Source organism: Streptomyces adustus (genome assembly GCF_009377175.1).
Classification (GTDB): Bacteria; Actinomycetota; Actinomycetes; order Streptomycetales; family Streptomycetaceae; genus Streptomyces; species Streptomyces adustus.
Genome location: NZ_VJZD01000143.1, coordinates 1 through 24,136, shown reverse-complemented (window position 1 = coordinate 24,136; position 24,136 = coordinate 1). Strand labels below are relative to the sequence as shown.

General features: G+C 69.6%; 28 protein-coding genes, 1 tRNA gene, 2 pseudogenes and 1 riboswitch. Of the genes and pseudogenes, 21 read left to right on the top strand and 10 right to left on the bottom strand.

Annotated elements, in window-relative coordinates; all coding sequences use genetic code 11:
- Together FNH09_RS48945 and FNH09_RS28955 are read left to right on the top strand one after the other, a co-directional pair.
- Nucleotides 1–304, top strand: a 304-nt coding sequence (locus FNH09_RS48945; protein ID WP_238427164.1) for an RDD family protein, incomplete at its 5' end; no start/stop codon positions are given.
- An 87-nt stretch (nt 305–391) separates the two neighbouring features.
- Nucleotides 392–1,159, top strand: a complete 768-nt coding sequence (locus tag FNH09_RS28955; RefSeq protein WP_152892864.1) for an RDD family protein — start codon at nt 392–394, stop codon at nt 1,157–1,159.
- Nucleotides 1,160–1,219: 60 nt separating this feature from the next.
- On the opposite strand, the gene FNH09_RS47195 is transcribed toward FNH09_RS28955, so the two are convergent.
- A complete protein-coding gene (locus FNH09_RS47195) occupies nt 1,220–1,537 on the bottom strand; it encodes a hypothetical protein (RefSeq protein WP_162469253.1) in 318 nt (105 codons plus the stop codon).
- A 400-nt stretch (nt 1,538–1,937) separates the two neighbouring features.
- Here FNH09_RS47195 and FNH09_RS28945 point away from each other — a divergent pair, with 400 nt between their 5' ends.
- Complete coding sequence (locus FNH09_RS28945) at nt 1,938–4,286, top strand: immune inhibitor A domain-containing protein (protein ID WP_162469256.1); 2,349 nt, start codon at nt 1,938–1,940, stop codon at nt 4,284–4,286.
- A gap of 121 nt (nt 4,287–4,407) precedes the next feature.
- Nucleotides 4,408–4,737, top strand: a complete 330-nt coding sequence (locus FNH09_RS28940) for a hypothetical protein (RefSeq protein WP_152892862.1) — start codon at nt 4,408–4,410, stop codon at nt 4,735–4,737.
- 38 nt (nt 4,738–4,775) lie between these two features.
- Here FNH09_RS28940 and FNH09_RS28935 read toward each other — a convergent pair whose 3' ends face one another.
- Nucleotides 4,776–5,360 (bottom strand): isochorismatase family protein, encoded by a 585-nt coding sequence (locus tag FNH09_RS28935; RefSeq protein WP_152892861.1) that lies wholly within the window; start codon nt 5,358–5,360, stop codon nt 4,776–4,778.
- A 166-nt stretch (nt 5,361–5,526) separates the two neighbouring features.
- Nucleotides 5,527–6,873 (bottom strand): nicotinate phosphoribosyltransferase, encoded by a 1,347-nt coding sequence (locus FNH09_RS28930; RefSeq protein ID WP_152892860.1) that lies wholly within the window; start codon nt 6,871–6,873, stop codon nt 5,527–5,529.
- A 97-nt stretch (nt 6,874–6,970) separates the two neighbouring features.
- Here FNH09_RS28930 and clpS point away from each other — a divergent pair, with 97 nt between their 5' ends.
- The 9 genes from clpS (at nt 6,971) to FNH09_RS28885 (ending at nt 14,871) form a co-directional block, all read left to right on the top strand.
- Nucleotides 6,971–7,288 carry an ATP-dependent Clp protease adapter ClpS gene (gene clpS / locus FNH09_RS28925; protein ID WP_152892859.1) on the top strand — a complete coding sequence of 106 codons (318 nt, stop codon included), beginning with the start codon at nt 6,971–6,973 and terminating at the stop codon, nt 7,286–7,288.
- Between the two features lie 12 nt (nt 7,289–7,300).
- On the top strand, nt 7,301–7,906 hold the full coding sequence (locus FNH09_RS28920; RefSeq protein ID WP_152892858.1) for a DUF2017 domain-containing protein: 606 nt from the start codon (nt 7,301–7,303) through the stop codon (nt 7,904–7,906).
- A gap of 348 nt (nt 7,907–8,254) precedes the next feature.
- On the top strand, nt 8,255–9,679 hold the full coding sequence (locus FNH09_RS28915; protein WP_152892857.1) for an amino acid permease: 1,425 nt from the start codon (nt 8,255–8,257) through the stop codon (nt 9,677–9,679).
- Nucleotides 9,680–9,811: 132 nt separating this feature from the next.
- Nucleotides 9,812–10,234 carry a M67 family metallopeptidase gene (locus FNH09_RS28910; RefSeq protein ID WP_152892856.1) on the top strand — a complete coding sequence of 141 codons (423 nt, stop codon included), beginning with the start codon at nt 9,812–9,814 and terminating at the stop codon, nt 10,232–10,234.
- A 79-nt stretch (nt 10,235–10,313) separates the two neighbouring features.
- Nucleotides 10,314–10,409, top strand: a complete 96-nt coding sequence (locus FNH09_RS48940; protein WP_238427166.1) for a winged helix-turn-helix domain-containing protein — start codon at nt 10,314–10,316, stop codon at nt 10,407–10,409.
- Nucleotides 10,410–10,522: 113 nt separating this feature from the next.
- On the top strand, nt 10,523–10,801 hold the full coding sequence (locus tag FNH09_RS28900) for a MoaD/ThiS family protein (RefSeq protein WP_152892854.1): 279 nt from the start codon (nt 10,523–10,525) through the stop codon (nt 10,799–10,801).
- A 17-nt stretch (nt 10,802–10,818) separates the two neighbouring features.
- Nucleotides 10,819–11,769: a PLP-dependent cysteine synthase family protein gene (locus FNH09_RS28895; RefSeq protein ID WP_152892853.1), complete on the top strand. Its 951-nt coding sequence runs from the start codon at nt 10,819–10,821 to the stop codon at nt 11,767–11,769.
- A 359-nt stretch (nt 11,770–12,128) separates the two neighbouring features.
- A complete protein-coding gene (locus FNH09_RS28890) occupies nt 12,129–14,207 on the top strand; it encodes a putative Ig domain-containing protein (protein ID WP_152892852.1) in 2,079 nt (692 codons plus the stop codon).
- A 124-nt stretch (nt 14,208–14,331) separates the two neighbouring features.
- Nucleotides 14,332–14,871 carry a hypothetical protein gene (locus FNH09_RS28885; protein ID WP_152892851.1) on the top strand — a complete coding sequence of 180 codons (540 nt, stop codon included), beginning with the start codon at nt 14,332–14,334 and terminating at the stop codon, nt 14,869–14,871.
- A gap of 15 nt (nt 14,872–14,886) precedes the next feature.
- Here the strand turns inward: FNH09_RS28885 and FNH09_RS28880 are convergent, their stop codons facing one another.
- Nucleotides 14,887–15,342, bottom strand: a complete 456-nt coding sequence (locus tag FNH09_RS28880; protein ID WP_152892850.1) for a type II toxin-antitoxin system PemK/MazF family toxin — start codon at nt 15,340–15,342, stop codon at nt 14,887–14,889.
- A gap of 213 nt (nt 15,343–15,555) precedes the next feature.
- Here FNH09_RS28880 and FNH09_RS28875 point away from each other — a divergent pair, with 213 nt between their 5' ends.
- Nucleotides 15,556–16,308, top strand: a complete 753-nt coding sequence (locus FNH09_RS28875) for an MBL fold metallo-hydrolase (RefSeq protein WP_152892849.1) — start codon at nt 15,556–15,558, stop codon at nt 16,306–16,308.
- A gap of 150 nt (nt 16,309–16,458) precedes the next feature.
- On the opposite strand, the gene FNH09_RS28870 is transcribed toward FNH09_RS28875, so the two are convergent.
- Together FNH09_RS28870 and FNH09_RS28865 are read right to left on the bottom strand one after the other, a co-directional pair.
- Nucleotides 16,459–17,706 (bottom strand): PTS transporter subunit EIIC, encoded by a 1,248-nt coding sequence (locus FNH09_RS28870; protein ID WP_152892848.1) that lies wholly within the window; start codon nt 17,704–17,706, stop codon nt 16,459–16,461.
- A gap of 204 nt (nt 17,707–17,910) precedes the next feature.
- Nucleotides 17,911–19,197 carry a PTS transporter subunit EIIC gene (locus tag FNH09_RS28865; protein ID WP_152892866.1) on the bottom strand — a complete coding sequence of 429 codons (1,287 nt, stop codon included), beginning with the start codon at nt 19,195–19,197 and terminating at the stop codon, nt 17,911–17,913.
- 177 nt (nt 19,198–19,374) lie between these two features.
- Between FNH09_RS28865 and FNH09_RS28860 the strand changes: the two genes are divergently transcribed.
- The 4 genes from FNH09_RS28860 to rdgB all read left to right on the top strand — a co-directional run bounded on the left by FNH09_RS28860 (nt 19,375) and on the right by rdgB (nt 21,615).
- Entirely contained in the window at nt 19,375–19,608 is a 234-nt protein-coding gene (locus tag FNH09_RS28860) for a PTS sugar transporter subunit IIB (protein ID WP_152892847.1), read from the top strand.
- 77 nt (nt 19,609–19,685) lie between these two features.
- Nucleotides 19,686–20,423: a ribonuclease PH gene (gene rph / locus FNH09_RS28855; protein WP_152892846.1), complete on the top strand. Its 738-nt coding sequence runs from the start codon at nt 19,686–19,688 to the stop codon at nt 20,421–20,423.
- 153 nt (nt 20,424–20,576) lie between these two features.
- Nucleotides 20,577–20,978: a hypothetical protein gene (locus tag FNH09_RS28850; RefSeq protein ID WP_152892845.1), complete on the top strand. Its 402-nt coding sequence runs from the start codon at nt 20,577–20,579 to the stop codon at nt 20,976–20,978.
- A gap of 34 nt (nt 20,979–21,012) precedes the next feature.
- Nucleotides 21,013–21,615 carry an RdgB/HAM1 family non-canonical purine NTP pyrophosphatase gene (gene rdgB / locus FNH09_RS28845; protein ID WP_152892844.1) on the top strand — a complete coding sequence of 201 codons (603 nt, stop codon included), beginning with the start codon at nt 21,013–21,015 and terminating at the stop codon, nt 21,613–21,615.
- Between the two features lie 51 nt (nt 21,616–21,666).
- On the opposite strand, the gene FNH09_RS28840 is transcribed toward rdgB, so the two are convergent.
- From FNH09_RS28840 to bcp, 3 genes and pseudogenes are all read right to left on the bottom strand, one after another.
- Nucleotides 21,667–21,739 (bottom strand) — tRNA-Leu (locus FNH09_RS28840).
- Nucleotides 21,704–21,874 (bottom strand): annotated as a pseudogene (locus FNH09_RS50270) (zinc finger domain-containing protein); the annotation flags it as partial. The gene FNH09_RS28840 and the pseudogene FNH09_RS50270, both read right to left, overlap by 36 nt.
- Nucleotides 21,875–21,981: 107 nt before the next feature.
- Nucleotides 21,982–22,449 carry a thioredoxin-dependent thiol peroxidase gene (bcp, locus tag FNH09_RS28830; protein ID WP_152892842.1) on the bottom strand — a complete coding sequence of 156 codons (468 nt, stop codon included), beginning with the start codon at nt 22,447–22,449 and terminating at the stop codon, nt 21,982–21,984.
- A 95-nt stretch (nt 22,450–22,544) separates the two neighbouring features.
- On the opposite strand from bcp, the gene FNH09_RS28825 reads away from it, so the two are divergent.
- The 3 genes from FNH09_RS28825 to sugE all read left to right on the top strand — a co-directional run bounded on the left by FNH09_RS28825 (nt 22,545) and on the right by sugE (nt 23,796).
- Nucleotides 22,545–22,883 (top strand): DUF3618 domain-containing protein, encoded by a 339-nt coding sequence (locus FNH09_RS28825; RefSeq protein WP_162469255.1) that lies wholly within the window; start codon nt 22,545–22,547, stop codon nt 22,881–22,883.
- A 100-nt stretch (nt 22,884–22,983) separates the two neighbouring features.
- Complete coding sequence (locus FNH09_RS28820; RefSeq protein WP_152892865.1) at nt 22,984–23,286, top strand: GroES family chaperonin; 303 nt, start codon at nt 22,984–22,986, stop codon at nt 23,284–23,286.
- Between the two features lie 51 nt (nt 23,287–23,337).
- A riboswitch (guanidine-III (ykkC-III) riboswitch) is annotated at nt 23,338–23,441 on the top strand.
- A 34-nt stretch (nt 23,442–23,475) separates the two neighbouring features.
- Nucleotides 23,476–23,796: a quaternary ammonium compound efflux SMR transporter SugE gene (gene sugE, locus FNH09_RS28815; protein ID WP_152892841.1), complete on the top strand. Its 321-nt coding sequence runs from the start codon at nt 23,476–23,478 to the stop codon at nt 23,794–23,796.
- A gap of 16 nt (nt 23,797–23,812) precedes the next feature.
- On the opposite strand, the pseudogene FNH09_RS47190 reads toward sugE, so the two are convergent.
- Nucleotides 23,813–24,136: pseudogene (locus tag FNH09_RS47190) on the bottom strand (serine/threonine protein kinase); the annotation flags it as partial.

Below are 24,136 nucleotides of genomic sequence, written 5' to 3'. Positions count from 1 at the left end.
TCAACTGATCGACCTCGCCAGGAAGTACGACGTGCTGCCCATCGCCATCGTGCTGGACGTCCCGGAGGAGGTGTGCGCCCGGCGCAACGCGGCCCGCACCGACCGGGCGGACATGCCGCGCCGAGTGCGGGACATCGAGGGCCACGAGCCCCCGGCCTTCGGCGCGGCCCTGCGCCGCTGGCTCGTGTACAGCGTGCCCGGGCTGCTCGGCTTCGGCGTCGTGGGCGTCCTGTGGTGCCTGTTCGACCGCCCGTGGCACCAGTGCTGGCACGACAAGGCGGCCCACACCTTCGTGGCGGACTGACCACGACGGCCGGGGCGCGGCAGCGGCCGTACTCCGGACGGCCGCTCGCCGGATGCGGAACCGGAGGGTTCGAGGTCGACTCGGGCCATGAGCAGTGAACCGCCCCCCGGCTCCGGACCGCAGCCACCGGACGACGACCCGTTCAGAAAGCAGCCCCCGCCCGGGCCGGGCGCGGGTTCGCCGTACGACACACCCCAGGGCGGCCCGCAGACCCCGCCGCCGGGCGGTCAGCCGCCCCCGGGCGGCGGCTGGCACCAGGGCGGCGGCGGCCCGTACAACGGCGGTCAGCCGCCCCCTCCGGGCGGTGGCGGCCCGTACGGCGGCCAACCCCCGCCCCACGGCGGTGACCCGTACGGCGGCGGAGGTCCCTACGGCGGCGGTCAGTACCCCGCGGACCCGCTGGCGGGCATGCCCCCGCTCGCGGACAGCGGCAGGCGCACCCTCGCCCGGATCATCGACATGATCCTCGTCGGCATCGTCGTCTGGCTGGTCACCTGGCCCATCGGGGTCCACGAGTTCGGGATGGACGGCGACCGGATCTCCTACGGCAGGTCGTTCACCCAGTCCCTCATCGCCGCGGTGCTCTACATCGCCTACGACACCTACCTGATCAGCAGGTCGGGGCAGACCCTCGGCAAGAAGTGGCTGGGCATGCGGGTGGCGGACCTCGACAACGGCGCGACGCCCTCCACCCAGACCTCGCTGGTGCGCGCGGCGGTGCTGTGGATCCCGTTCGCCTTCTGCTGCGCCTGCATCTGGACGGCGATCGCGGGCGGTTGGAGCTTCTTCGACCGGCCCTACAAGCAGGGGTTGCACGACAAGGCGGCCAAGACGGTGGTGGTCAGTATCGTCTGACACCGGACGACGAGACGGCGGGCCCGTGGGATCACGGGCCCGCCGTCTCGTCGTCCGGTCTCAACCGGCCGTCGGCACCCGCACCTCGACGGCCTCCACCGTCGCGACGTCCGCGACGGTCTGAACGCTCTGGACGGTCTCGACGCGTTCGGTCGAGGCCGGGGCCCCGGCGGCCGTGCGCGCCTCGGCCGAGGCGGTGGCGCGTGACCTCGGCAGGGGGACCGTCATCGAGACCAGGAGTCCCAGCGCGAGCGCCGCGAGGGCGATGACCGCGATCCCCACACCCGAACTCGTCTGTGACAGCAGCAGCATGGCGAGCGTCGAGAAGATCACGGTGGACGAACCGTAGGCGAGCTGTGCGGCAGTCGGACGAGGCATGGCAATCGTGTCCTCGGAGAGAAAGGGGGGTCGGAGGGGTGGCGGCCTGGCATTCCGCCGACTTCCTGGCCTTCCGCCAGTCGACTCTAATCGGCTGCATGCCCGAGCGGAACGAACGGTAAGCGTGGCCTAACCTACAGCGCTGGTGCACAGGGGGCGCACGGAGTCATGGAGTCCGCCAAGTGGACGTCCGTGCGCGCCTGTTGTGTTACAGCCGCGTGTCCGTAATACGAACTCCTGCTTCGCATAGTGCAGTTGTCCTGCTCAAGTCAAGGTCTGTCTTTTCTCGTAAACCAGTAGTCAAATGACGTCACTTGACTACACGCGTTTAACCGTGCGCGGACCTTTCCTGAACAGGCCCCCCTTCCGCGCGTCCGGTTGCGTCAGGGGAGGACATCAAGTGAGCAGCAGACCCAGAACCTTCAGAGCGGCCGCCACGGTCGTCGCCCTAGCGGCGGCCTCGGTGACGTTCTCGACCTTCGCGGTGGCGCAGGCCGCGGAGGGCACGTCCGCGGGAAGTCCCGCGGTGGACCGGCACGATCCGCAGCCGGTCAAGAGCAAGGAGCACGACTTCGACGGCCCCCTGAGCAAGACTCAGGACGCGCAGCGCAAGGAAGCTCTCCAGCAGGTCATATCCGGCAAGGCCACGGTCAAGGACCGCAACGGCTCGCAGGTCGTCCAGCTGAAGGGCAAGCAGGGCGGCAGCAAGTACGTCGAGCTCGGCCGCGAGAAGACCGACAAGATCTTCACGATCCTGGTGGAGTTCGGCGACCAGGTCGACAGCCGCTACGGCGGCACCGCCGGCCCGCTGCACAACCAGATCGCCGCGCCGGACCGCGCCAAGGACAACAGCACCGCCTGGCAGGCGGACTACAACCAGGCGCACTTCCAGGACCTCTACTTCGGCACCGGCAAGAACACCGAGTCGCTGAAGAAGTACTACGAGAAGCAGTCCTCGGGCCGCTACTCGGTCGACGGTGAGGTCACCGACTGGGTCAAGGTCCCCTACAACGAGGCCCGTTACGGCTCCAACGACGCCGCCACCGGCGCCTGGTACGCGGTGCAGGACGGCGTCAACGCCTGGGTCGCCCAGCGCGAGGCGGCCGGCGACACCGCCGCCGAGATCAGGACCGAGCTGGCCCAGTACGACCAGTGGGACCGCTACGACTACGACGGCGACGGAAACTTCAACGAGCCCGACGGCTACATCGACCACTTCCAGATCGTGCACGCCGGTGAGGACGAGTCCGCGGGCGGCGGCGCCCAGGGCGAGGACGCGATCTGGGCGCACCGCTGGTACGCCTTCGGCACCGACGCCGGTTCCACCGGCCCGGACACCAACAAGCTCGGCGGCACGCAGATCGGTGACACCGGCATCTGGGTCGGCGACTACACCATCCAGCCGGAGAACGGCGGCCTGGGCGTCTACGCCCACGAGTACGGCCACGACCTCGGCCTGCCCGACGAGTACGACACCGCGGGCGGCGAGAACTCCACCGGCTTCTGGACGCTGATGTCGTCCGGTTCCTGGCTCGGCACCGGCAAGGACGCCATCGGCGACCTGCCCGGCGACATGAACGCCTGGGACAAGCTCCAGCTCGGCTGGCTCGACTACGACGTGGCGAAGGCCGGCAAGCTGTCCGCGCACACGCTGGGCGTCGCGGAGTACAACACCAAGAACCCGCAGGCCCTCGTGGTCCAGCTGCCGAGGAAGACGGTCACCACCGACGTCGTCGCCCCGGCCCAGGGCGCCACGCAGTGGTGGAGCGGCAGCGGCAACGACCTGCACAACACCCTGACCCGCTCGGTCGATCTGACCGGCAAGGCGTCCGCCGCCCTCACCCTCGACGGCTGGTGGGACATCGAGCAGGACTACGACTACCTCTACACCGAGGTCTCCACCGACGGCGGCGCCAACTGGACGCCCGTCGACGGCACTCTGGCCGACGGCACCGCCATCCCGCGTGACGGCAGCGGCAAGCCCGCCCTCACCGGCTCGGTGGCCGCGTACCAGAAGCTGACGTTCCCGCTCGACGCCTACGCGGGCAAGAAGGTCGACCTGCGCTTCCGCTACCAGACCGACGGCGGCGCGGCGCTGAAGGGCTTCACGGCCGACGAGATCACCGTGACCGCCGACGGCGCCACGCTGTTCTCCGACAACGTCGAGTCCGCGGACCCGGCCTGGACGGCGGCCGGCTTCACCCGTGTCGGCGCGTCCGTCACGGACGACTACGACCAGTACTACATCGCCGAGAACCGCCAGTACGTGTCGTACGACCAGCAGTTGAAGACCGGTCCGTACAACTTCGGCTTCTCGACGACCCGTCCGGACTGGGTGGAGCACTACGCGTACCAGAACGGTCTGCTGATCTGGAAGTGGGACACCTCCCAGGTCGACGACAACACCAGCGCGCACCCGGGCACGGGTCTGATCCTGCCGATCGACTCGCACCCGACGCCGCTGAAGTGGGCGGACGGCACGCTGATGCGCAACCGCATCCAGGCCTACGACTCCCCGTTCAGCTGGTACCCGACCGACGCCGTCACGCTGCACAAGGCCGACGTCGCCACCAAGATCAAGTCGCAGCCCGGGGTCCCGGTCTTCGACGACGGCAAGTCGACGTACTACGACGCGTCGAACCCGCGGGCCGGTGTCAAGATCACTGACACCAACACCCGGATCACGATCGTCCAGGAGCCGCTGAGCGGCTCGACGATCAAGCTCCTGGTCACCCCGTCCCACAAGTAGATCACGTTTTAGCAGGTCACAGGCGTATCGGCGGCAGCCCCTTGGCGGGTTGCCGCCGATCGTGTTTAGGTGCGTGCTGTGGATTTCTTATTGACACCGATGCGCACGGGGGTGTGACCGCATGGCTGTGGGAGGTTTCTGCAAGTTGCCGGACGGCATGGTGGTGGTGGCGCTGAACCTGCCCAGCCCCGACGCCGAGGGCTCCGGCGGCGTCCGGGTGCTCGTGCACGCCCGCAACCGTGCCCGGGCCCTGACCAGGCTGCGCAACCTCGGTCTGCGCGCCGTCTACCTGCGGGGCAACACGGCCCCGCCGACACCGGACGAGATCACCGCGGTCCTGCACCATCCCGACGGCCTGATATGGCGCACGGCGCCCGACGGCGAGGTCACCCCGCCCGAGCTGTGGCACCCCATCCGCGCCCTGTTCAGACGCCCGACGGCCCCGGCCTGACGGGCCCGGCGCCCGGCCTCCCGACCGCTCCCGGCGGGTCAGACGACCGGCTTGCCGGTCAGCTCCACACCCGCGGCCCGCAGCTCCTCCAGCGCCCGGGCGGTGCTCTCCTCGGCCACCCCGGCGGTCAGGTCGAGGAGCACATGGGTGCGGAAGCCCTGCCGTACGGCGTCCAGGGCGGTGGCCCGTACACAGTGGTCGGTGGCGATGCCCACCACGTCCACCTCCTCGATCTGGCGCGCCCTGAGCCAGTCGCCCAGCGGGACCCCGTTCTCGTCGGCGCCCTCGAAGCCGCTGTACGCCGCCGAGTACGCCCCCTTGTCGAACACGGCGTCGATCGCCCCGGAGGCGACCACGGGCGCGAAGTTCGGGTGGAAGCCGACCCCCTCCGTGCCGGCGACGCAGTGCGCGGGCCAGGAGCGGACGAAGTCGGGATTGTCGGCGAAGTGGCCACCGGGTGCGATGTGGTGGTCACGGGTGGCCACCACGTGCCGGTAGCCGGCGGGCGCCTGCCCGATCAGCTCGGTGATCGCGGCGGCGACATCGGCACCCCCGGCCACCGCGAGGCTGCCTCCCTCGCAGAAGTCGTTCTGCACATCTACGACGATCAGGGCGCGGCGCATGGCGGGTGTCCTTCGGCAGTGGGATCGCGGTGGGGGAGAGGACGGGACGAGGACGGGAGGAGGTCGGGGGGCCGGTGACAGGGACCCGGCCGGGAAGCTTCGAGCCTAGAGACTTCGCGGGCGGTACGGGAGAGGGCGGCCGGGGCCGTGCGTGCGAGCACTCGCTCTAGCTACCCGACCGTCCGTGGACGTACTCCGTAGGAAGGACGGGTTCTCCCCGGGACAGCTGGGTGGCGGACAGCGGCAGACCGGCGACGGCCGCCGTGTGCCGCTCGCGCACGACGTCCAGGGGCTCGCGGGCGACGACCTCGCCGCCCTTGACCAGCTCGACCAGCAGCCGCCGGTCGAGCAGCTCGGTCGGCACCGCCCCCGTGCCGACGACCTCGGCCTCCGCGACCCCGTTCTCGTCCAGCCGCCGCGCGGCCCACTTGCGGCCGCCGACGGAGGTCTTGCCGCCGCTGGACTTCTTCGCCACCGGCAGCAGCGGCGCCTTCGGGTCGGTGGAGCCGGCCCGGGCGACCAGCTTGTACACCATCGAGCAGGTCGGGTGCCCGGACCCGGTCACCAGCTGCGTACCGACGCCGTACGCGTCCACCGGCGCCGCCGCCAGCGAGGCGATCGCGTACTCGTCCAGGTCGGAGGTCACGATGATCTTCGTGTCGCGGGCGCCCAGCTCGTCGAGCTGCCGGCGCACCCGGTGCGCGACCAGCAGCAGGTCGCCGGAGTCGATGCGCACCGCGCCCAGCTCGGGCCCGGCGACCTGGACCGCCATGCGGACCGCCTCGGCGACGTCGTAGGTGTCCACCAGCAGGGTCGTGCCCCGGCCCAGCGAGGCGACCTGCGCCTGAAAGGCGTCCCGCTCGTGGTCGTGCAGCAGGGTGAAGGCGTGGGCGGAGGTGCCGACGGTCGGGATGTTGTAGCGGAAACCGGCCGCCAGGTCGGAGGTGGAGCTGAAACCGCCCACGTACGCGGCGCGCGCCGAGGCGACCGCGGCCAGCTCGTGGGTGCGCCGGGCGCCCATCTCGATCAGCGGCCGCCCGCCGGCGGCGGAGGACATCCGGGAGGCGGCGGCCGCGATCGCCGAGTCGTGGTTGAGGACGGACAGGATCACCGTCTCCAGCAGCACGCACTCCGCGAAGGTGCCCTCGACCCGCATGATCGGGGAGCCCGGGAAGTACACCTCGCCCTCGGGATAGCCCCACACGTCACCGGAGAACCGGTAGGAGGCGAGCCAGGCCAGGGTCGCCTCGTCGACGACGGCGCGTTCGCGCAGGAAGGCGAGGACGTCCGCGTCGAAGCGGAAGTTCTCGATCGCGTCCAGTACGCGCCCGGTGCCCGCGACGACGCCGTAGCGCCGCCCGTCCGGCAGCCGCCGGGTGAACACCTCGAACACGCTGCGCCGCTCGGCGGTGCCCGCCTTGAGCGCGGCCTGAAGCATGGTCAGTTCGTACTGGTCGGTGAAGAGTGCCGTCGAGGGAACGTCCACCGGCAGGCCAAGGTCCGCTACGTCCATGACCCGGATCGTACTCCCATTTCGTCACTCTGACGATTTCAGTTTCGGGGGTGCCACGGGCGGCCTGTTTGTGCGACCACCCCCCTCGGGTGGCAGCATGGGCTCTGTGACGTCACCCGCACCCCTGGAGATCGAACGCACCGAGTCGGCGGAGGAGGTCTTCGCCGTACCCGAGCCCGACGTCCCCTGGGTCACGATCGTCCACAACGACCCGGTCAACCTGATGAGCTATGTGACGTACGTCTTCCAGTCGTACTTCGGCTACACCAAGGACAAGGCCACCAAGCTCATGCTCGACGTCCACCACAAGGGCCGGGCGGTCGTCTCCAGCGGCAGTCGCGAGGAGATGGAACGCGACGTGCAGGCCATGCACGGCTACGGTCTGTGGGCCACCCTCCAGCAGGACCGGAAGTAGCGAATCGCCTCCATGCCAGGACACTTCGAACCGCTCCCCGGCGGCGGCGCGGCCGTCGCCCTCGACGACGTCGAGATCTCCATCATCCGCTCGCTGACCGTCCAGCTCCTGGAGCTCATCGGTCCCGGCCCCGCCGAGGACGCCTCGGCCGACCCGCTCGCCGAGCTGTTCGCCGAGGGCCCGAGCGAGCCGCCCGCCGACCCGGTCCTCAGACGGCTCTTCCCCGACGCCTACGGCGACCCGGAGGCCAACCCGGGGCCCAAGGAGGCGGAGGAGCAGCGGGCGCACTCCGCGGAGTTCCGCCGGTACACCGAGAACGACCTGCGGGCCGGCAAGCGCGAGAACGCGCTCGCGGTGATCCGGACCCTGGACGCGCTCACCTCCGCCGCCGGTGACAGCGGCGCGGTACTCAAGCTGTCGCCCGCCGAGTCCCGTCAGTGGCTGAGCGCCCTGAACGACCTGCGGCTGGCTATCGGCTCGCGGCTGGAGATCAGCGACGAGGACGACACCGACCTCCTCTACCGCCTCCCGGACGAGGACCCGCGCAAGCCGATGGTGATGGCCTATCTCTGGCTGGGCGGGCTCCAGGAGACGCTCGTGTCCACCCTCATGCCCTGATCCGCCCGGGCGGGCGTTCGCTCAGCGGACGCTCAAATCCGGATAACGATCGCGTTACCGCAGCGGCCGACTGTGTCCACTTTGTGCACCCTTTGGCCGCTTCTTCTTGTGTGATACGCCACAAATCGCCAGGGCGATCAAGAGTAAGTGCGTGATAAATCTTCACGACCGCCCGGCGAGGACCACCCATGCCCCCGCCGGGTGCGCCACCGAGCCGACGACCGTCGGCCAGGCACGGAGCGGACTCGGAGAGCCCCGAGCCCGCTCGCTCCATACATCCGGGGGGATCGCGACCGGATCCGAGGCCGACGAAAGGCCCGGTTCGGCATGGAGAAAGGCGCACCACACATGACCTCTGTGCAGGTCGACAAGGACAGCACCCCCGAAGAGGGGTACGAGCGCGGACTCGGCAGCCGCCAGGTCCAGATGATCGCGATCGGCGGAGCCGTCGGTGTCGGGCTCTTCCTCGGCGCCGGGGCGAACATCGCCAAGGCAGGCCCCAGCCTCATCCTCATGTACGCCCTCGCGGGCGTGGTCATCTTCTTCATCATGCGGGCGCTCGGCGAGCTGCTGCTCTACCGTCCCGTCTCCGGCTCCTTCGCGGAGTACTCCCGCGAATTCCTCGGCCCGTTCTTCGGCTACTTCACCGGCTGGACCTACTGGCTGATGTGGGTCGTCACCGGCATGGCGGAACTCACCGCCGCCGCGATCTACGTCAACTTCTGGTTCCCCGCCATCCCGCAGTGGGTGACCGCGCTGGTGTTCCTGATCGTCCTGTTCGTGGCCAACCTGATCTCCGTGAAGCTCTTCGGCGAGATCGAGTTCTGGTTCTCGATGGTCAAGGTCACCGCCCTCGTCGGCATGATCGTCATCGGTCTCGGCGTCCTGACCTTCGGCTTCAGCGCCGCCGGCGACACCGCCTCCGTCGCCAACCTCTGGCAGTTCGACGGCTTCTTCCCCAAGGGCATCGGCTCCTCCCTCATGACCCTCCAGGGCGTCATGTTCGCCTACCTCGCCGTCGAGCTCGTCGGCGTCACCGCGGGCGAGTCCGAGAACCCCGAGAAGACCCTCCCCAAGGCGATCAACACCCTGCCCTGGCGCATCGCCCTCTTCTACGTCGGCGCCCTCAGCGTCATCCTGTGCGTGGTGAAGTGGACCGAGTTCGCCCCCGGCGTCAGCCCCTTCGTCGAGGCGTTCGCGAAGATCGGCATCCCGGCGGGCGCGGGCATCGTCAACTTCGTCGTGCTGACCGCCGCCCTGTCCTCCTGCAACTCCGGCATGTACTCCACCGGCCGCATGCTGCGCACCCTCGCGGACAACGGCGAGGCCCCCAAGGTCTTCAACAGGCTCTCCGCCACCAAGACCCCCGCCTTCGGCATCACCGTCTCCATGCTCTTCATGGGCATCGGCGTCGTCCTCAACTACGTCGTCCCGGAGAAGGCCTTCGGCTACGTCACCTCCGTCGCCACCGCGGCCGGCATCTGGACCTGGCTGATGATCCTGATCAGCCACGTCCTCTACCGCCGCGCCGTCGACGCCGGCCGCCTGCCCGCCTCCTCCTTCCCGGCACCCGGCGGCGCCCGGTTCAGCTGGGTCGCCATCGTGTTCCTGCTCTTCGTCACCGGCCTCATCGCCTTCGACGCGGACTCCCGCGTCTGCCTCTACGTGATGGCCGGCTGGGCCGCCGCCCTCGCCGTCGGCTGGTACGCGCTCAAGGCCCGCAACCCCCAGGTCGCCGAGCGCCGCGCGCCGGAGTTCGAGAACGTGGGCTGACCACCCCGAGGACGTCCGGCCGCAGGGAGCACTCGTGGCGTTCCCTCCGGCAGCCGCTCAGGGCGTCCGGCATACGGGCCCTGCCGTACCACTCTTCGGTACGGCAGGGCCCGTCTGTTTATCCTGACCGGCATGCTGACCATCACCCAGGCCCTGTACGACCGGATCGTCGACCACGCGCGCCAGGACCACCCCGACGAGGCCTGCGGCGTCGTCGCGGGCCCGGTGGGCGAAGGCCGCCCCGAGCGCTTCATCCCCATGCTGAACGCCGCCCGCTCACCCACGTTCTACGAGTTCGACTCCCAGGACCTGCTCAAGCTCTACCGGGAGATGGACGACCGCGACGAGGAGCCGGTGATCATCTACCACTCCCACACCGCGACCGAGGCCTACCCCTCCCGCACCGACCTCTCCTACGCCAACGAGCCCGGCGCCCACTACGTCCTCGTCTCCACCGCGGACACCGACGGCGCCGGCGACTTCCAGTTCCGCTCCTTCCGGATCGTCGAAGGCCAGGTGACGGAGGAGGAGGTCAAGGTCGTGGAGGCGTACTGATCTCGCCCCTCGGTCGAAAAGAGTCCGTCATATGGGACGGCACTCCGGAACCCGGACCGGGAATCGATACGATGAGCCCATGGTTCTGTACGACGTGAGCGAGAAGACGCCGGGCGCACTGCTCGTGGCGCGGCTGCACGTCGACCTGTGCAGGCTCGCCAGCGCCATCTGTTGACGCCGACCCCTGCCGCCGTACGGCCCGTGAGCCGCGGCGCCCGATCCGCGCCACCCCGCCCGGCACCGCCGCGCGCCCACCGAACCCGCCACTCCCGACAGGAGCCCTCAGTCATGGCCATCGAGGTCCGCATCCCCACCATCCTCCGCACCTACACCGACGGCGCGAAGGCGGTCGACGCCAACGGGGAGACCCTCGCCGAGCTGTTCGCAGACCTCGACACCCGCCACGCGGGCATCCAGGCCCGCATCGTGGAGGGCGGCGAACTGCGCCGCTTCGTCAACGTCTACCTCAACGACGAGGACGTCCGCTTCCTGGACGGCATCAACACCAAGCTGACCGACGGCGACAACGTCACGATCCTGCCGGCCGTCGCCGGCGGCATGGCCTGATCGGTTCCCGGGCACCCATGCGCTACGACTCCCCGCTGGCCGCGGTGGGCAACACCCCTCTGGTGCGCCTGCCGCGGCTGTCGCCGTCCGCCGACGTCCGCATCTGGGCCAAGCTGGAGGACCGCAACCCCACCGGCTCGGTCAAGGACCGCCCCGCCCTGCACATGATCGAGCAGGCCGAGAAGGCCGGCCGGCTCACCCCCGGCTGCACGATCCTCGAACCCACCTCGGGCAACACCGGCATCTCCCTGGCCATGGCGGCCAAGCTCAAGGGCTACCGCATGGTCTGCGTCATGCCCGAGAACACCTCTCAGGAGCGTCGGGACCTGCTCGGCATGTGGGGCGCCGAGATCATCCCCTCCCCGGCCGCGGGCGGCTCCAACACCGCCGTGCGCGTCGCCAAGGAGCTCGCCGCCGAGCATCCCGACTGGGTGATGCTCTATCAGTACGGCAACCCCGACAACGCCGGTGCCCACTACGCCACCACCGGCCCCGAGATCCTCGCCGACCTGCCCTCCGTCACCCACTTCGTGGCCGGCCTCGGCACCACGGGCACCCTCATGGGCGTGGGCCGGTTCCTGCGCGAGCACAAGCCGGACGTCAAGATCGTCGCCGCCGAGCCGCGCTACGACGACCTGGTCTACGGCCTGCGCAACCTCGACGAGGGCTTCGTCCCCGAGCTCTACGACGCCTCCGTGCTGACCAGCCGCTTCTCCGTCGGCTCCGCGGACGCCGTCACCCGCACCCGCGAGCTCCTCCAGCAGGAGGGCATCTTCGCGGGCGTCTCCACCGGCGCCGCCCTGCACGCCGCGATCGGCGTCGGCACCAAGGCGGTCAAGGCCGGCGAGAGCGCCGACATCGTCTTCGTCGTGGCCGACGGCGGCTGGAAGTACCTCTCCACCGGCGTCTACACCGCCGCCACCACCGAGCAGGCCATCGAGACCCTTCAGGGCCAGCTCTGGGCATAGTCCTTCTCATCGATGCGCCAACCCCCTCTCATGAGGGGGCTAAGGCGCGTTATGGGGCGGCAAAGATCTTCCCGCGGGCCTGCCCGGCCGCTGTCCGGGCGGGCTACGGTCTGCCCGCGCCTTGTCATGTCTAGCTCATTCAGATTCGGCTCATCCAGATCCGACTCAGCCAGTTCCAGCTCGTCCGGATAGGCCGGACAGGGCGAGGCGCCGAAGGTGTTCCAAATGTTCGAAGTGTTCGAAGTGTCATGTCGATGTCGCAAGTGTCATGCTCATGACCGCGGTCCGAGCCGCCGCTACGCGCGTCACAAGCCTGCCACCCACGTCGAGATCCCCACATCCGATGGAGGCAGTACCCCATGCGTGAGTCACGCCCGAGCAAGCGGCGACCGAGCCTGCGAAGACTTCTGACCGCAGCCGTCCCGGCCCTCGCCCTCACCGTCGCCGGCCTCATGGCGGCCCCCGCGGCCGGAGCCCAGACCGCCGCGGCCCCAGCCGCGACCTCCACCTCCCGCACCACCCAGAACGCCCAGGCCCTCACCTCCCCCGAGCGGCAGACCGTCCACGCCACCGGCAAGGCCGGCCAGAAGGTGCCCACCGAGCACCTCTGCGCCACCGCCGAACCCGGCCACGCGTCCTGCTTCGCCCAGCGGCGCACCGACATCAAGCAGCAGCTGTCCGCCGCCCTCGCCGCCGCCGCGCCCTCCGGCCTGAGCCCGGCCAACCTGCACAGCGCCTACAACCTGCCCTCGACCGGCGGCTCCGGACTGACCGTCGCCGTCGTCGACGCCTACAACGACCCCAACGCGGCCTCCGACCTGGCCACTTACCGCTCGACCTACGGCCTGTCGGCCTGCACGGTCGCCAACGGCTGCTTCAAGCAGGTCAGTCAGACCGGTTCCACCACCTCGCTGCCGAGCAACGACACCGGCTGGGCCGGTGAAGAGGCCCTCGACATCGACATGGTCAGCGCGGTCTGCCCGAACTGCAACATCATCCTGGTCGAGGCCAGTTCGGCGAACGACTCCGACCTCGGCACCGCCGAGAACGAAGCCGTCGCGCTCGGCGCCAAGTTCGTCTCCAACAGCTGGGGCGGCAGCGAGTCCTCCTCCCAGACCGGCGAGGACACCTCCTACTTCAAGCACCCGGGCGTCGCCATCACCGTCTCCGCGGGCGACTCCGGCTACGGCGCCGAGTACCCGGCGACCTCCCAGTACGTGACCGCCGTCGGCGGCACCGCGCTGTCCACCTCCTCCTCCACCCGCGGCTGGACCGAGTCCGTCTGGAAGACCTCCAGCACCGAGGGCACCGGCTCCGGCTGCTCCTCCTACGACTCCAAGCCCAGCTGGCAGACCGACACCGGCTGCACCAAGCGCATGGAGTCCGACGTCTCCGCGGTCGCCGACCCGGCCACCGGTGTGGCGGTCTACGACACCTACGGCGGCTCCGGCTGGGCGGTCTACGGCGGCACCAGCGCCTCCGCGCCGATCATCGCCGGCGTCTACGCCCTGGCCGGCACCCCGGGCTCCAGCGACTACCCGGCGAAGTACCCCTACTCCCACACCTCCAACCTGTACGACGTCACCAGCGGCAACAACGGCTCCTGCACCACCTCGTACTTCTGCACCGCGGCCACCGGCTACGACGGCCCGACCGGCTGGGGCACCCCCAACGGCACCACCGCCTTCGCCTCCGGCACCAGCACCGGCAACACGGTGACCGTCACCAACCCGGGCAGCCAGTCGACCGCCACCGGCGGCTCGGTCAGCCTCCAGATATCCGCGAGCGACAGCGCGGGCGCGACCCTCACCTACAGCGCGACCGGCCTGCCGACCGGCCTGTCCATCAGCAGCTCGACCGGCCTGATCTCCGGCACGGCGTCCACCGCGGGCACCTACAGCACCACCGTCACCGCGAAGGACTCCACCGGGGCTTCCGGTTCGGCCTCCTTCACCTGGACCGTCAGCACCTCAGGCGGCGGCACCTGCACCTCCGCCCAGCTGCTCGGCAACCCGGGCTTCGAGTCCGGCAACACCACCTGGACCGCGAGCAGCGGAGTCATCACCACCGACTCCGGCGAGGCGGCACACGCCGGTTCGTACAAGGCCTGGCTGGACGGCTACGGCTCCACCCACACCGACACCCTGTCCCAGTCGGTGACCGTCCCCTCCGGCTGCAAGGCGAGCTTCACCTTCTACCTGCACGTCGACACCGCGGAGACCAGCACCAGCAGCCAGTACGACAAGCTGACGGTCACCGCCGGTTCGACCACCCTGGCGACGTACTCCAACCTCAACGCCGCCACCGGCTACACCCAGAAGACCTTCGACCTGTCCTCGTTCGCGGGCTCGACGGTCACGATCAAGTTCAGCGGTGTGGAGGACTCCTCCCTCCAGACCAGCTTCGTCGTGGACGACACCGCCGTCACGACCAGCTGACCCCGTACCGCCGAGCGGGGGTCCCGGCCGTGCGACACGGCCGGGGCCCTTCGGGGATCCGGATGCGCGGGTGGAACGTCACATCTGCACCAGGTACCGGATCCGGCGGAAAGGCGGTCACCCCATGCGCCGTACGACGCTCCACCGCACGACGGTCACCACGCTCGCCGCGGCGACGCTCCTCCTCATGGGCTGCGGCGCGCAGCACGGGGGCTCGGGCGGCGACGGCTCGGGGTCCCCGTCCTCCAGCCCCTCCGCGACCACCCCTTCGAGCGCACTTCCGAGTACGCCGTCGAGCGCGTCGGAGCCCGGGACCCCGTCCGGCACCCCGCCCGCGTCACCGGCCTGCACGTCCCACATGGAACTCACCGCCGCCGACAACGGCCGCGCCGTCTGTCTGACGAGGGGCGGCCAGATCCGCCTCACCCTGGACGGCACCAGAGAACGGCCCTGGAGCCCGGTCACGGCGAGCGGCGACGCGCTGAAGGCCGCGAACCCGGGCATCGCCGTCCTGCCGGGCGACGCCGTCGCCGCCTACGACGCGGTGACCGGCGGCGACGCGAAACTCACCTCGTCGCGCCCGATGTGCCCCCAGCACGGCAGCCCCGGCCAGATGTCCTGCAAGAGCATCGAGGAATGGACCGTCGCCGTGACCGTGCGCTGAGCCCGCGCGCGTTCCTCAGCCGGCCAGGTGGCGCACCTGGTCCCACAGGACCGGGTCCACCACGCCCACCCGCCGCCGGAAGTCCATCAGCGGCACCTGCCGCAACTCGTCCGTCTCAAGGAAGCTCGTCCGCCCCTGCGCGTCCCCGACCGCACCCGGCGGCAGCGGGATCACCCCGGCCCGCTCGTCGTGATACCTGCTGGTGATCTTCGCGACCGTCGCCCGCCGCCCGTGCACCGACAGCACCAGACACGGCCGGTCCTTGCCCCCCGGCCGGTCCTCGTACGGCACGCTCGCCCACCAGATCTCCGCCGGCCGCGGCCGCCCCGCACCTCTCCTGAGCCCCGGCCGCCCCGGCGGACGGCTCCGGCGCCGGGACGGCCGACCGCTTCGCCCCCAGCCGTCGACGAGCACGGCGACCAGCGCGAGCAGCACCACCGCCGCCAGCGCCAGCCACCATGACGTGTCCATACGACGACGTTACCGGCGCACAATCCCCGACGCGCGCCTTGCCCCACGCCCCCGGGCTCCGCTTCCAGCCGATCCGGTGACACCACGGGTGAGTTCGCCCACAACGGCCCCTGGCGGAGGAGCGACCGACGGTTTTGCGCCTTACGCTCGACGGACCGCACGACCCCCGTCCCCCCTTTTCCCAGTATTCCCGCCAGCGGAGGTTTCTGCTTTATGAAGCTCACCGTCGTCGGCTGCTCGGGGTCGTTCCCGTCCGCGGAATCGGCCTGCTCGAGCTACCTCGTCGAGGCCGACGGCTTCCGGCTGCTGCTCGACATGGGCAACGGTGCCCTTGGAGAGTTGCAGCGTCACTGCGGTCTCTACGACCTCGACGCGATCTTCCTGAGTCATCTGCACGCCGACCACTGCATCGACATGTGCGCCTACTTCGTCGCGCGCTACTACCGTCACGACGGCGGACCGTGCGCCCCGATCCCGGTCTACGGGCCCGAGGGCACCGAGCACCGCCTCACCACGGCCTACGGTGACACCCCCACCGCCTCGTCGATGAGCGAGGTCTTCGACTTCCACACGGTCAAGCCGTCCACGTTCGAGATCGGCCCGTTCACCGTGCACACCGAACGCGTGGCCCACCCGGTGGAGGCGTACGCCATCCGCATCGAGCACGGCGGCCGTTCGCTGACGTACTCGGGTGACACGGGAGTCACCGACGTGCTGACGGAACTCGCCCGGGACACCGACCTGTTCCTGTGCGAGGCCGCCTTCACCCACGGCCGGGAGGACATCCCCGACGTGCACCTCAACGGCCGCGAGGCGGGCGAGACGGCGGCCCGCGCGGGCGTCCGCCGCCTGGTGCTGACCCACGTGCCGCCGTGGACGGACCCCGCGATCAACCTGGCGCACGCGCGAGCGGTGTACGACGGACCGCTGGAACTGGCGGCGCCGAGAGCGTCGTACGAGGTCTAGGTCCCGACGACCCACGGGTTCCACGTCCCGCGACCCACGGGTCTCACGACATCGCGAACCGCCGGGCCGGTCACACGACATGACGAAGGCCCCCGGAGCCACAGCGCTCCGGGGGCCTTCTGCCGTTCGGACCTTCAGGTCAGAGGTGACTCACGCCTTCGTGAGGTCCTCGACCTCCTCCTCGGGCTCGCGGCCCGGGGTGGGGAGGTTGAACTTGGTGATCGCGAAGCGGAAGACGCCGTAGTAGATCGCCGCGAAGACCAGACCGATCGGGATGATCATCCAGGGCTTGGTGGCGAGGTTCCAGTTCAGCGCGTAGTCGATGAAGCCGGCCGAGAACGTGAAGCCCGCGTGGACACCGAGCGCCCAGGTCACCGCCATGGACAGGGCGGTGAGCACCGCGTGGATCGCGTACAGCAGCGGCGCGATGAACATGAACGCGAACTCGATCGGCTCGGTCACACCGGTCACGAAGGAGGTCAGCGCCAGCGAGATCATCATGCCCATCACGGCCTTGCGGCGCTCGGGACGGGCGGAGTGCGCGATGGCGATCGCGGCGGCCGGCAGGCCGAACATCATGATGGGGAAGAAGCCCGACATGAACTGTCCGGCGGTCGGGTCACCGGCGAAGAACCGGTTGAGGTCACCGTGGACGACCGTACCCGCGGAGTTGGTGAAGTCACCGATCTGGAACCAGGAGACGGTGTTCACGAACTGGTGCATGCCGACCGGGATCAGCGCGCGGTTGATGAGACCGAACAGGCCCGCGCCGAAGGCGCCGAGACCGGTGATCCACTCGCCGAAGTTCGCGATGCCGTGACCGATCGGCTCCCAGATCAGGCCGAAGAAGACGCCCATGGCCGTACCGACGAACGCCATGATGATCGGCACCAGGCGGCGGCCGTTGAAGAAGCCGAGCCAGTCCACCAGTTGCTTGCGGTGGTAGCGCTGCCACAGCACGGCCGACAGCAGACCCATGATGATGCCGCCGAGGACACCGGGGTTGTTGTACGTCGCGGCTATGTCCGCGCCCGCCTGGATCTTCGCCTCGGTGACGGGGAACGCCTTGAGGACGTTGCTGTAGACCAGGAAGCCGACCAGAGCCGCCAGCGCGGTGGAGCCGTCGGACTTCTTGGCGAAGCCGATCGCGACACCGAGGCAGAACAGCATCGGCAGGTTGTCGAAGATCGCGCCGCCCGCGGTGCCGAACACGGCGGTGACCTTGGCGGGCAGGTGCAGCTTGTCCTGTACGTCCTGCTGGCCGAGACGCAGCAGAAGGCCCGCCGCCGGCAGTACGGCGATCGGCAGCTGCAAGCTGCGACCGACCTTCTGCAAGCCTTGGAACAGGCCGGATCCCCGCTTCTTTGCGGGGGCCGCCGTTGCGGTGGCGGTGCTCATAGCGTTCCTCCATCAAGGGGATGGTCTACACCACTCAGTGGTGTAGACCTGTTATAGCCGATTGGGGACCATCTAAGGAACCCGTGAATCCAGCTACCGGCTCGCTACCCGCGGTGCTCATGGGATGTACCGATCCGGTCCATACCGGACAAAAGTAAGGCCCCCGGACCATCAGTCCGAGGGCTTTGTGACAAAAGCGACGCTCTACACCTTTGTGACATCTTCCACTTCATCTGCGCGTTCCCGCCCAGGTGTTCTCAAATCAAACTTCGTGATGACAAACCGGAAGACCGCGTAGTAGACGGCGGCGAAGCCCAGGCCGATGGGCACGATCAGCCAAGGCCGGGTCGCCAGGTTCCAGTTGATGACGTAGTCGATCAGTCCCGCCGAGAAGCTGAACCCGTCGTGCACCCCCAGCCCCCACGTCACCGCCATCGACACCCCCGTCAGCAGCGCGTGGAACACGTACAGCAACGGCGCCACGAACATGAACGAGTACTCCAGCGGCTCCGTGATCCCGGTGACGAACGACGTCAGCGCCACCGACAGCATCAGACCCCCGACCTCCTTGCGCCGGTCCGGCCGCGCGCAGTGCGTGATCGCCAGCGCCGCCGCCGGCAGCGCGAACATCATGATCGGGAAGAAGCCCGAGGTGAACTGGCCCGCGGTCGGGTCGCCCGCCAGGAACATGTTGATGTCACCGTGCACCACCGTGCCGTCCGGCTTGGTGAAGCTGCCGAACTGGAACCAGATGGGCACGTTCAGGAACTGGTGCAGACCGATCACCAGCAGCGCGCGGTTCGCCACCCCGAAGATGCCCGCGCCGTAAGAACCCAGGCTGTCCAGCCAGTTGGAGAAACTCTCCAGGGCGTCACCCACCGGCGGCCACACCCAAAGACACAGCGCCGCGAACGCGATCGCGACGAACGACATGACGATCGGCACCAGTCGGCGGCCGTTGAAGAAGCCCAGCCAGTCCACCAGCTTCGTACGGTGATAGCGCGCCCAGAAGTACGCCGCCAGCAACCCCATCACGATGCCGCCGAACACCCCCGGATTCTGGTACGCGAACACCGTCACCGAACCGTCCGTCAACTGACAGCCCGTGGCGACCGGTTTGGAGCCCGCCGCACAGTCCTCCGGGAACTGGCGCAGCACATTGAAGTAGACGAGGAACCCCGCGACCGCCGCGAGCGCCGTCGACCCGTCCGACTTCTTCGCCATGCCGATGGCCACACCCACGCAGAACAGCATCGGCAGCCCGAAGGCGCTGTCGAGCAGCGCGCCGCCCGCGCCCACCATCACCTTCGAGACGTCGGTCCAGCCCAGCCCCTCGTCCCCGAACACGTCCGGCTGTCCCAGCCGGGTGAGGATGCCCGCGGCCGGGAGCACCGCGATCGGCAGCTGGAGGCTGCGTCCCATCTTCTGCAAACCCTGGAACAAGCCGTTCCAGCGCTGACGGGCCGGGCTGATCGTGGCGTCTGCGCTCATCGGGCTCCTCGCCGAGGGGGCCTGGTTTGGCGACCGTCCGCCTGGTGGTGTAGACCAGTTCGCGGACGGTTCCGTTGTCGTGAGCACCAGCATTCGACACCCGCGACACGACCGCTCGCAAAGTTGGGCCAACTGTGGGTTACTGCGACAAAGCGGTTCGTAACAGGGAGAAGGAACATGGCCACCAAGGCTGAGAAGATCGTTGCCGGGCTCGGCGGCATCGAGAACATCGAAGAGGTCGAAGGCTGCATCACCCGGCTGCGCACCGAGGTCGCCGACGCCAGCCTCGTCGACGACGCCGCCCTCAAGGCCGCCGGAGCCCACGGCGTCGTGAAGATGGGCACCGCCATCCAGGTCGTCATCGGCACCGACGCCGACCCCATCGCCGCGGAGATCGAAGACATGATGTGAGGCATCCGCCTCCCCCGGACGGGGCCCCTTCCCACCAAGGGAGGGGGCCCCTCCCGTTGTGCGACTAGGCTCGGCGCATGTCTCGAATCGACGGCCGCACCCCCGAACAGCTCCGCCCCGTCACCATCGAACGCGGCTGGAGCAAGCACGCAGAAGGCTCCGTCCTCGTCTCCTTCGGCGACACCAAGGTCTTCTGCACCGCCTCCGTCACCGAAGGCGTGCCCCGCTGGCGCAAGGGCAGCGGCGAAGGCTGGGTCACCGCCGAATACTCCATGCTTCCCCGCGCCACCAACACCCGCGGCGACCGCGAGTCCGTCCGCGGCAAGATCGGCGGCCGCACCCACGAGATCAGCCGCCTCATCGGCCGCTCCCTGCGCGCGGTCATCGACTACAAGGCCCTCGGCGAGAACACCATCGTCCTCGACTGCGACGTCCTCCAGGCCGACGGCGGCACCCGCACCGCCGCCATCACCGGCGCCTACGTCGCCCTCGCCGACGCCATCAGCTGGGCCCAGGGCCGCAAGCTCGTCAAGGCCGGCCGCCAGCCCCTCACCGGCACCGTCTCCGCCGTCTCCGTCGGCATCGTCGCCGGAGTGCCCCTGCTCGACCTCTGCTACGAGGAAGACGTCCGCGCCGAGACCGACATGAACGTCGTCTGCACCGGCGACGGCCGCTTCGTCGAGGTCCAGGGCACCGCCGAGGCCCAGCCCTTCGACCGCGCCGAGCTCGACTCCCTCCTCGACCTCGCCGTCTCCGGCTGCATCGACCTCGCCGCCGCACAGCGCACGGCACTCGAAGCCGTCCTCGAAAAGTAAAAGACACCCCAAGCGGAACGGCTCGGCCGGGCAACCGGCCCCTCACCCGCCGCGTCCCTACGAGTACGGGCGCACGGCACACCACCGTGCGCCCCCAGCGGCACCACAACGGGAACGGGGCCCACGGGCCCGACAACGGGGAGGGAACCACCCATGGGCGCGAACAGACGCCGAGGCCACCGCACCACCATCGCCACCGCCCTCGCGGCCGTCGCACTCACCACCGGCCTCACCGCCGGCTGCGACGCCGTCGGCACGGCTCTCGACTGCGTCCAGACCGCCGACACCATCGCCGACAGCGTCACCGACCTCCAGCAGGCCGTCGAGAACACCGCGGACGACCCCACCCGCACCAGCCAGTCCATCGCCTCCATCGAGAACAACCTCGACCGGATCGGCGACCGGACCGACAACGCCGACGTCAACAAGGCGGTCGACGACCTCCGCAAGGCCGTCGCCAACGTCCGCACCGCCGTCGACAACGGCGACAACACCCCCGACCTCAGCCCCGTCACCGACGCCGCCGGCGAACTCACCAAGGTCTGCACACCGTAAGAACCGCGAGGCCGCGCCCGGGATACTGGTTCCCATGACGCGCCTGATCCTCGCCACCCGCAACGCCGGAAAGATCACCGAACTGAGGTCGATCCTCGCCGACGCAGGACTGCCCCACGACCTCGTCGGCGCGGACGCCTACCCCGACATCCCCGACGTCAAGGAAACCGGCGTCACCTTCGCGGAGAACGCCCTGCTCAAGGCGCACGCCCTCGCCCAGGCCACCGGCCACCCCGCCGTCGCCGACGACTCCGGCCTGTGCGTCGACGTCCTGGGCGGCGCACCCGGCATCTTCTCCGCCCGCTGGGCCGGCCGCCACGGCGACGACCGGGCCAACCTGGACCTGCTCCTCGCCCAGCTCTCCGACATCGCCGAGGAACACCGCGGCGCCCACTTCGCCTGCGCCGCCGCCCTCGCCCTGCCCGACGGCACGGAACGCGTGGTCGAGGGCCGACTGCGAGGCGTCCTGCGGCACGCCCCGGCCGGCACGAACGGCTTCGGCTACGACCCGGTCCTCCAGCCGGACGGCGAGACCCGCACCTGCGCGGAACTGACCCCGTCCGAGAAGAACGCGATCAGCCACCGCGGCAAGGCCTTCCGGGGCCTGGTACCGGTGGTACGGGAGCTGTTGGGCTGAGCTCGCACGACGGCCCCTCGTCTTCGATGACGAAGGCGAGGGGCCGATCTGTGCGCCCGGTCGGATTCGAACCGACAGACACGACCACCTAAAGATCGCCGCTCAGCCCTTGGCGTACGGGCGCCGGGGTCGGGCCTACTTTACTGGGCGACGTGCGTCGGCGTCTGCCGCCTCTGCACCAGGTGTCGGTAACCGCATGGCAATTCGGGCACGACAACCGCAGGTTCGCCCGCCGGTCGTCGCTCCAGTCGCCGTTGACGACTCCACCCCGAGCCTCTCCAGCGCCTCGGACAGTCACGCCCGAAATGCGGAGCGGCCCGCGCCGGGGTGTCCGGGGCAGGCCGCTTCAAGGGTGGTGGGAGGGGCTCAGATGCCCAGGTCCTTGATGATTTTGGCTACGTGGCCCGTCGCGCGGACGTTGTAGAGGGCACGCTCCACCTTGCCCTCCTCGTCCACGACGATCGTGGAGCGGATGACGCCCAGGTACTTCTTGCCGTAGTTCATCTTCTCGCCGAAGGCGCCGTACGCCTCCAGCACCGTCTTGTCGGGGTCGCCGACCAGCGTGACCCTCAGGGACTCCTTCTCGCGGAACTTCGCCAGCTTCTCCGGCTTGTCGGGGGAGACCCCGATGACGTCGTACCCGGCGCCGGCCAGGAGGTCCAGGTTGTCCGTGAAGTCGCACGCCTGCTTGGTGCAGCCGGGGGTCAGGGCCGCCGGGTAGAAGTAGACGATCACCTTGCGGCCCTTGTGGTCGGCCAGTGACACCTCGTTCCCGTCGGCGTCGGGGAGGGTGAAGGCGGGGGCGGTGTCCCCGGGCTGGAGTCGCTCGCTCATCGGCCTAGCGTAACCGGGGGTCCTGACCGTGCGGCGCGGCGCGAACCTGACAGACTGTCCGGAACAACGCATCAGCAGATTTTGGAGGCCGTACGGTGGCGGACACGTCGGAAACGTCGGACACCAGAAGCCCGGCGCAGATCGAGGCGGACATCAAGCGCCGCCGGGACGTTCTGGCGGAGACTCTCGACGAGATCGGTGTGCGGGTGCACCCGAAGACCATCGTCGGCGACGCCAAGGCCAAGGTCGTCTCCAACATCGACCACACGCTCGGACGGGCGTACGTCGGTGTGAACCGGGCCGTGAGCGATGTGAAGGCCCAGTTCGTCGACGAGGAGGGCACGCCGAGGATGGAGCGGATCGTCCCCGTCGCGCTGGTCGCGGTCGGCCTGGTGGGGCTGCTCGTCGTCGGGTCCAGGCGCCGCAGGCGCTGAGCGGCGGGCGACCCACCCGCGTACGGATTCGTAGGGGACAGGTAGGTTCAGTGGTGTGAGCGCCAACAGAAACGAGCAGCACGACAAGCTGCCCATCCGGATGCTGCACGACCGCGTACTCGTGCGGCAGGACACCGCCGAGGGCGAGCGGCGTTCCGGCGGCGGCATTCTCATCCCGGCCACGGCCGCGGTGGGGCGCCGGCTGGCCTGGGCCGAGGTCGTCGCGGTGGGGCAGAACGTACGGGGCGTGGAGCCGGGTGACCGGGTGCTGTACGACCCGGAGGACCGTGCCGAGGTCGAGGTGCGGGGAGTGGCGTACGTGCTGATGCGCGAGCGCGACCTGCACGCGGTGGCGGCGGATCGGTTCGAGGGGTCGCAGGACTCCACCGGGCTGTATCTCTGATTCTGCGACTGAAGAGGGCTGGTGACCATGGTCACCAGCCCTCTCTTCGTTCTTTTGCTACGTTTGGAAGGAGCCCGACGAGACGCGCCGTACCGGGGCGCAGGCTGCCCGACCGAGGTCGGCAGGCCTGCTGTTGCACGAAAAGACGACGCACCCGGAAGAGGTCCGTACGTCTCGGAGGTGCCTGTCATGGCCTGGGTTCTGCTCGTCGTCGCCGGTCTGCTGGAGGTCGGCTGGTCGGTCGGCATGAAGTACACCGACGGATTCACCCGGCTCGTGCCCAGTCTGCTCACGGGGTCCGGCATCGTCGCGAGCATGGTGCTGCTGTCGTACGCCACGAGGTCGCTGCCGATCGGCACGGCGTACGGCGTGTGGGTGGGGATCGGGGCGGCCGGTGCGGCGGTGGTCGGCATGGTGCTGCTGGGGGAGCCGGCGACCGCCGCCCGGATCTTCTTCGTGGGTCTGCTGCTGGTCGCCGTGGTGGGGCTGAAGGCGACCTCGGGTCACTGACCGGCGGGCCGGCCGCTCACTCCCTGCGGGTGCCGAGGGCGCCCGTCCCCAGGGTGGTGCCGACGGAGCCGGCGCCGCCGGTGTCCCCCGTGGTGCTGCCGGTGGTCGCCCCGGAGGAGCCGTCGGTGGTGCCGCCGTCGGTCGGCGTGCCGGTGTTCCCGGTCGTGGTGGAGCCGTCGGAGCTGCCGTCCGTGCTGGAGCCGTCGCCGCTGCCGTCGGTCGGCGCGCCGGTGTTCCCGGTCGTGGTGGAGCCGTCGTTGCCGCCGTTGTCCGTGCCCTCGGTGGCGTTGCCGTCGTTCTGGCCGGAGGGGGCCTGGGCGCTCTGGGAGGGGTCGGGGAG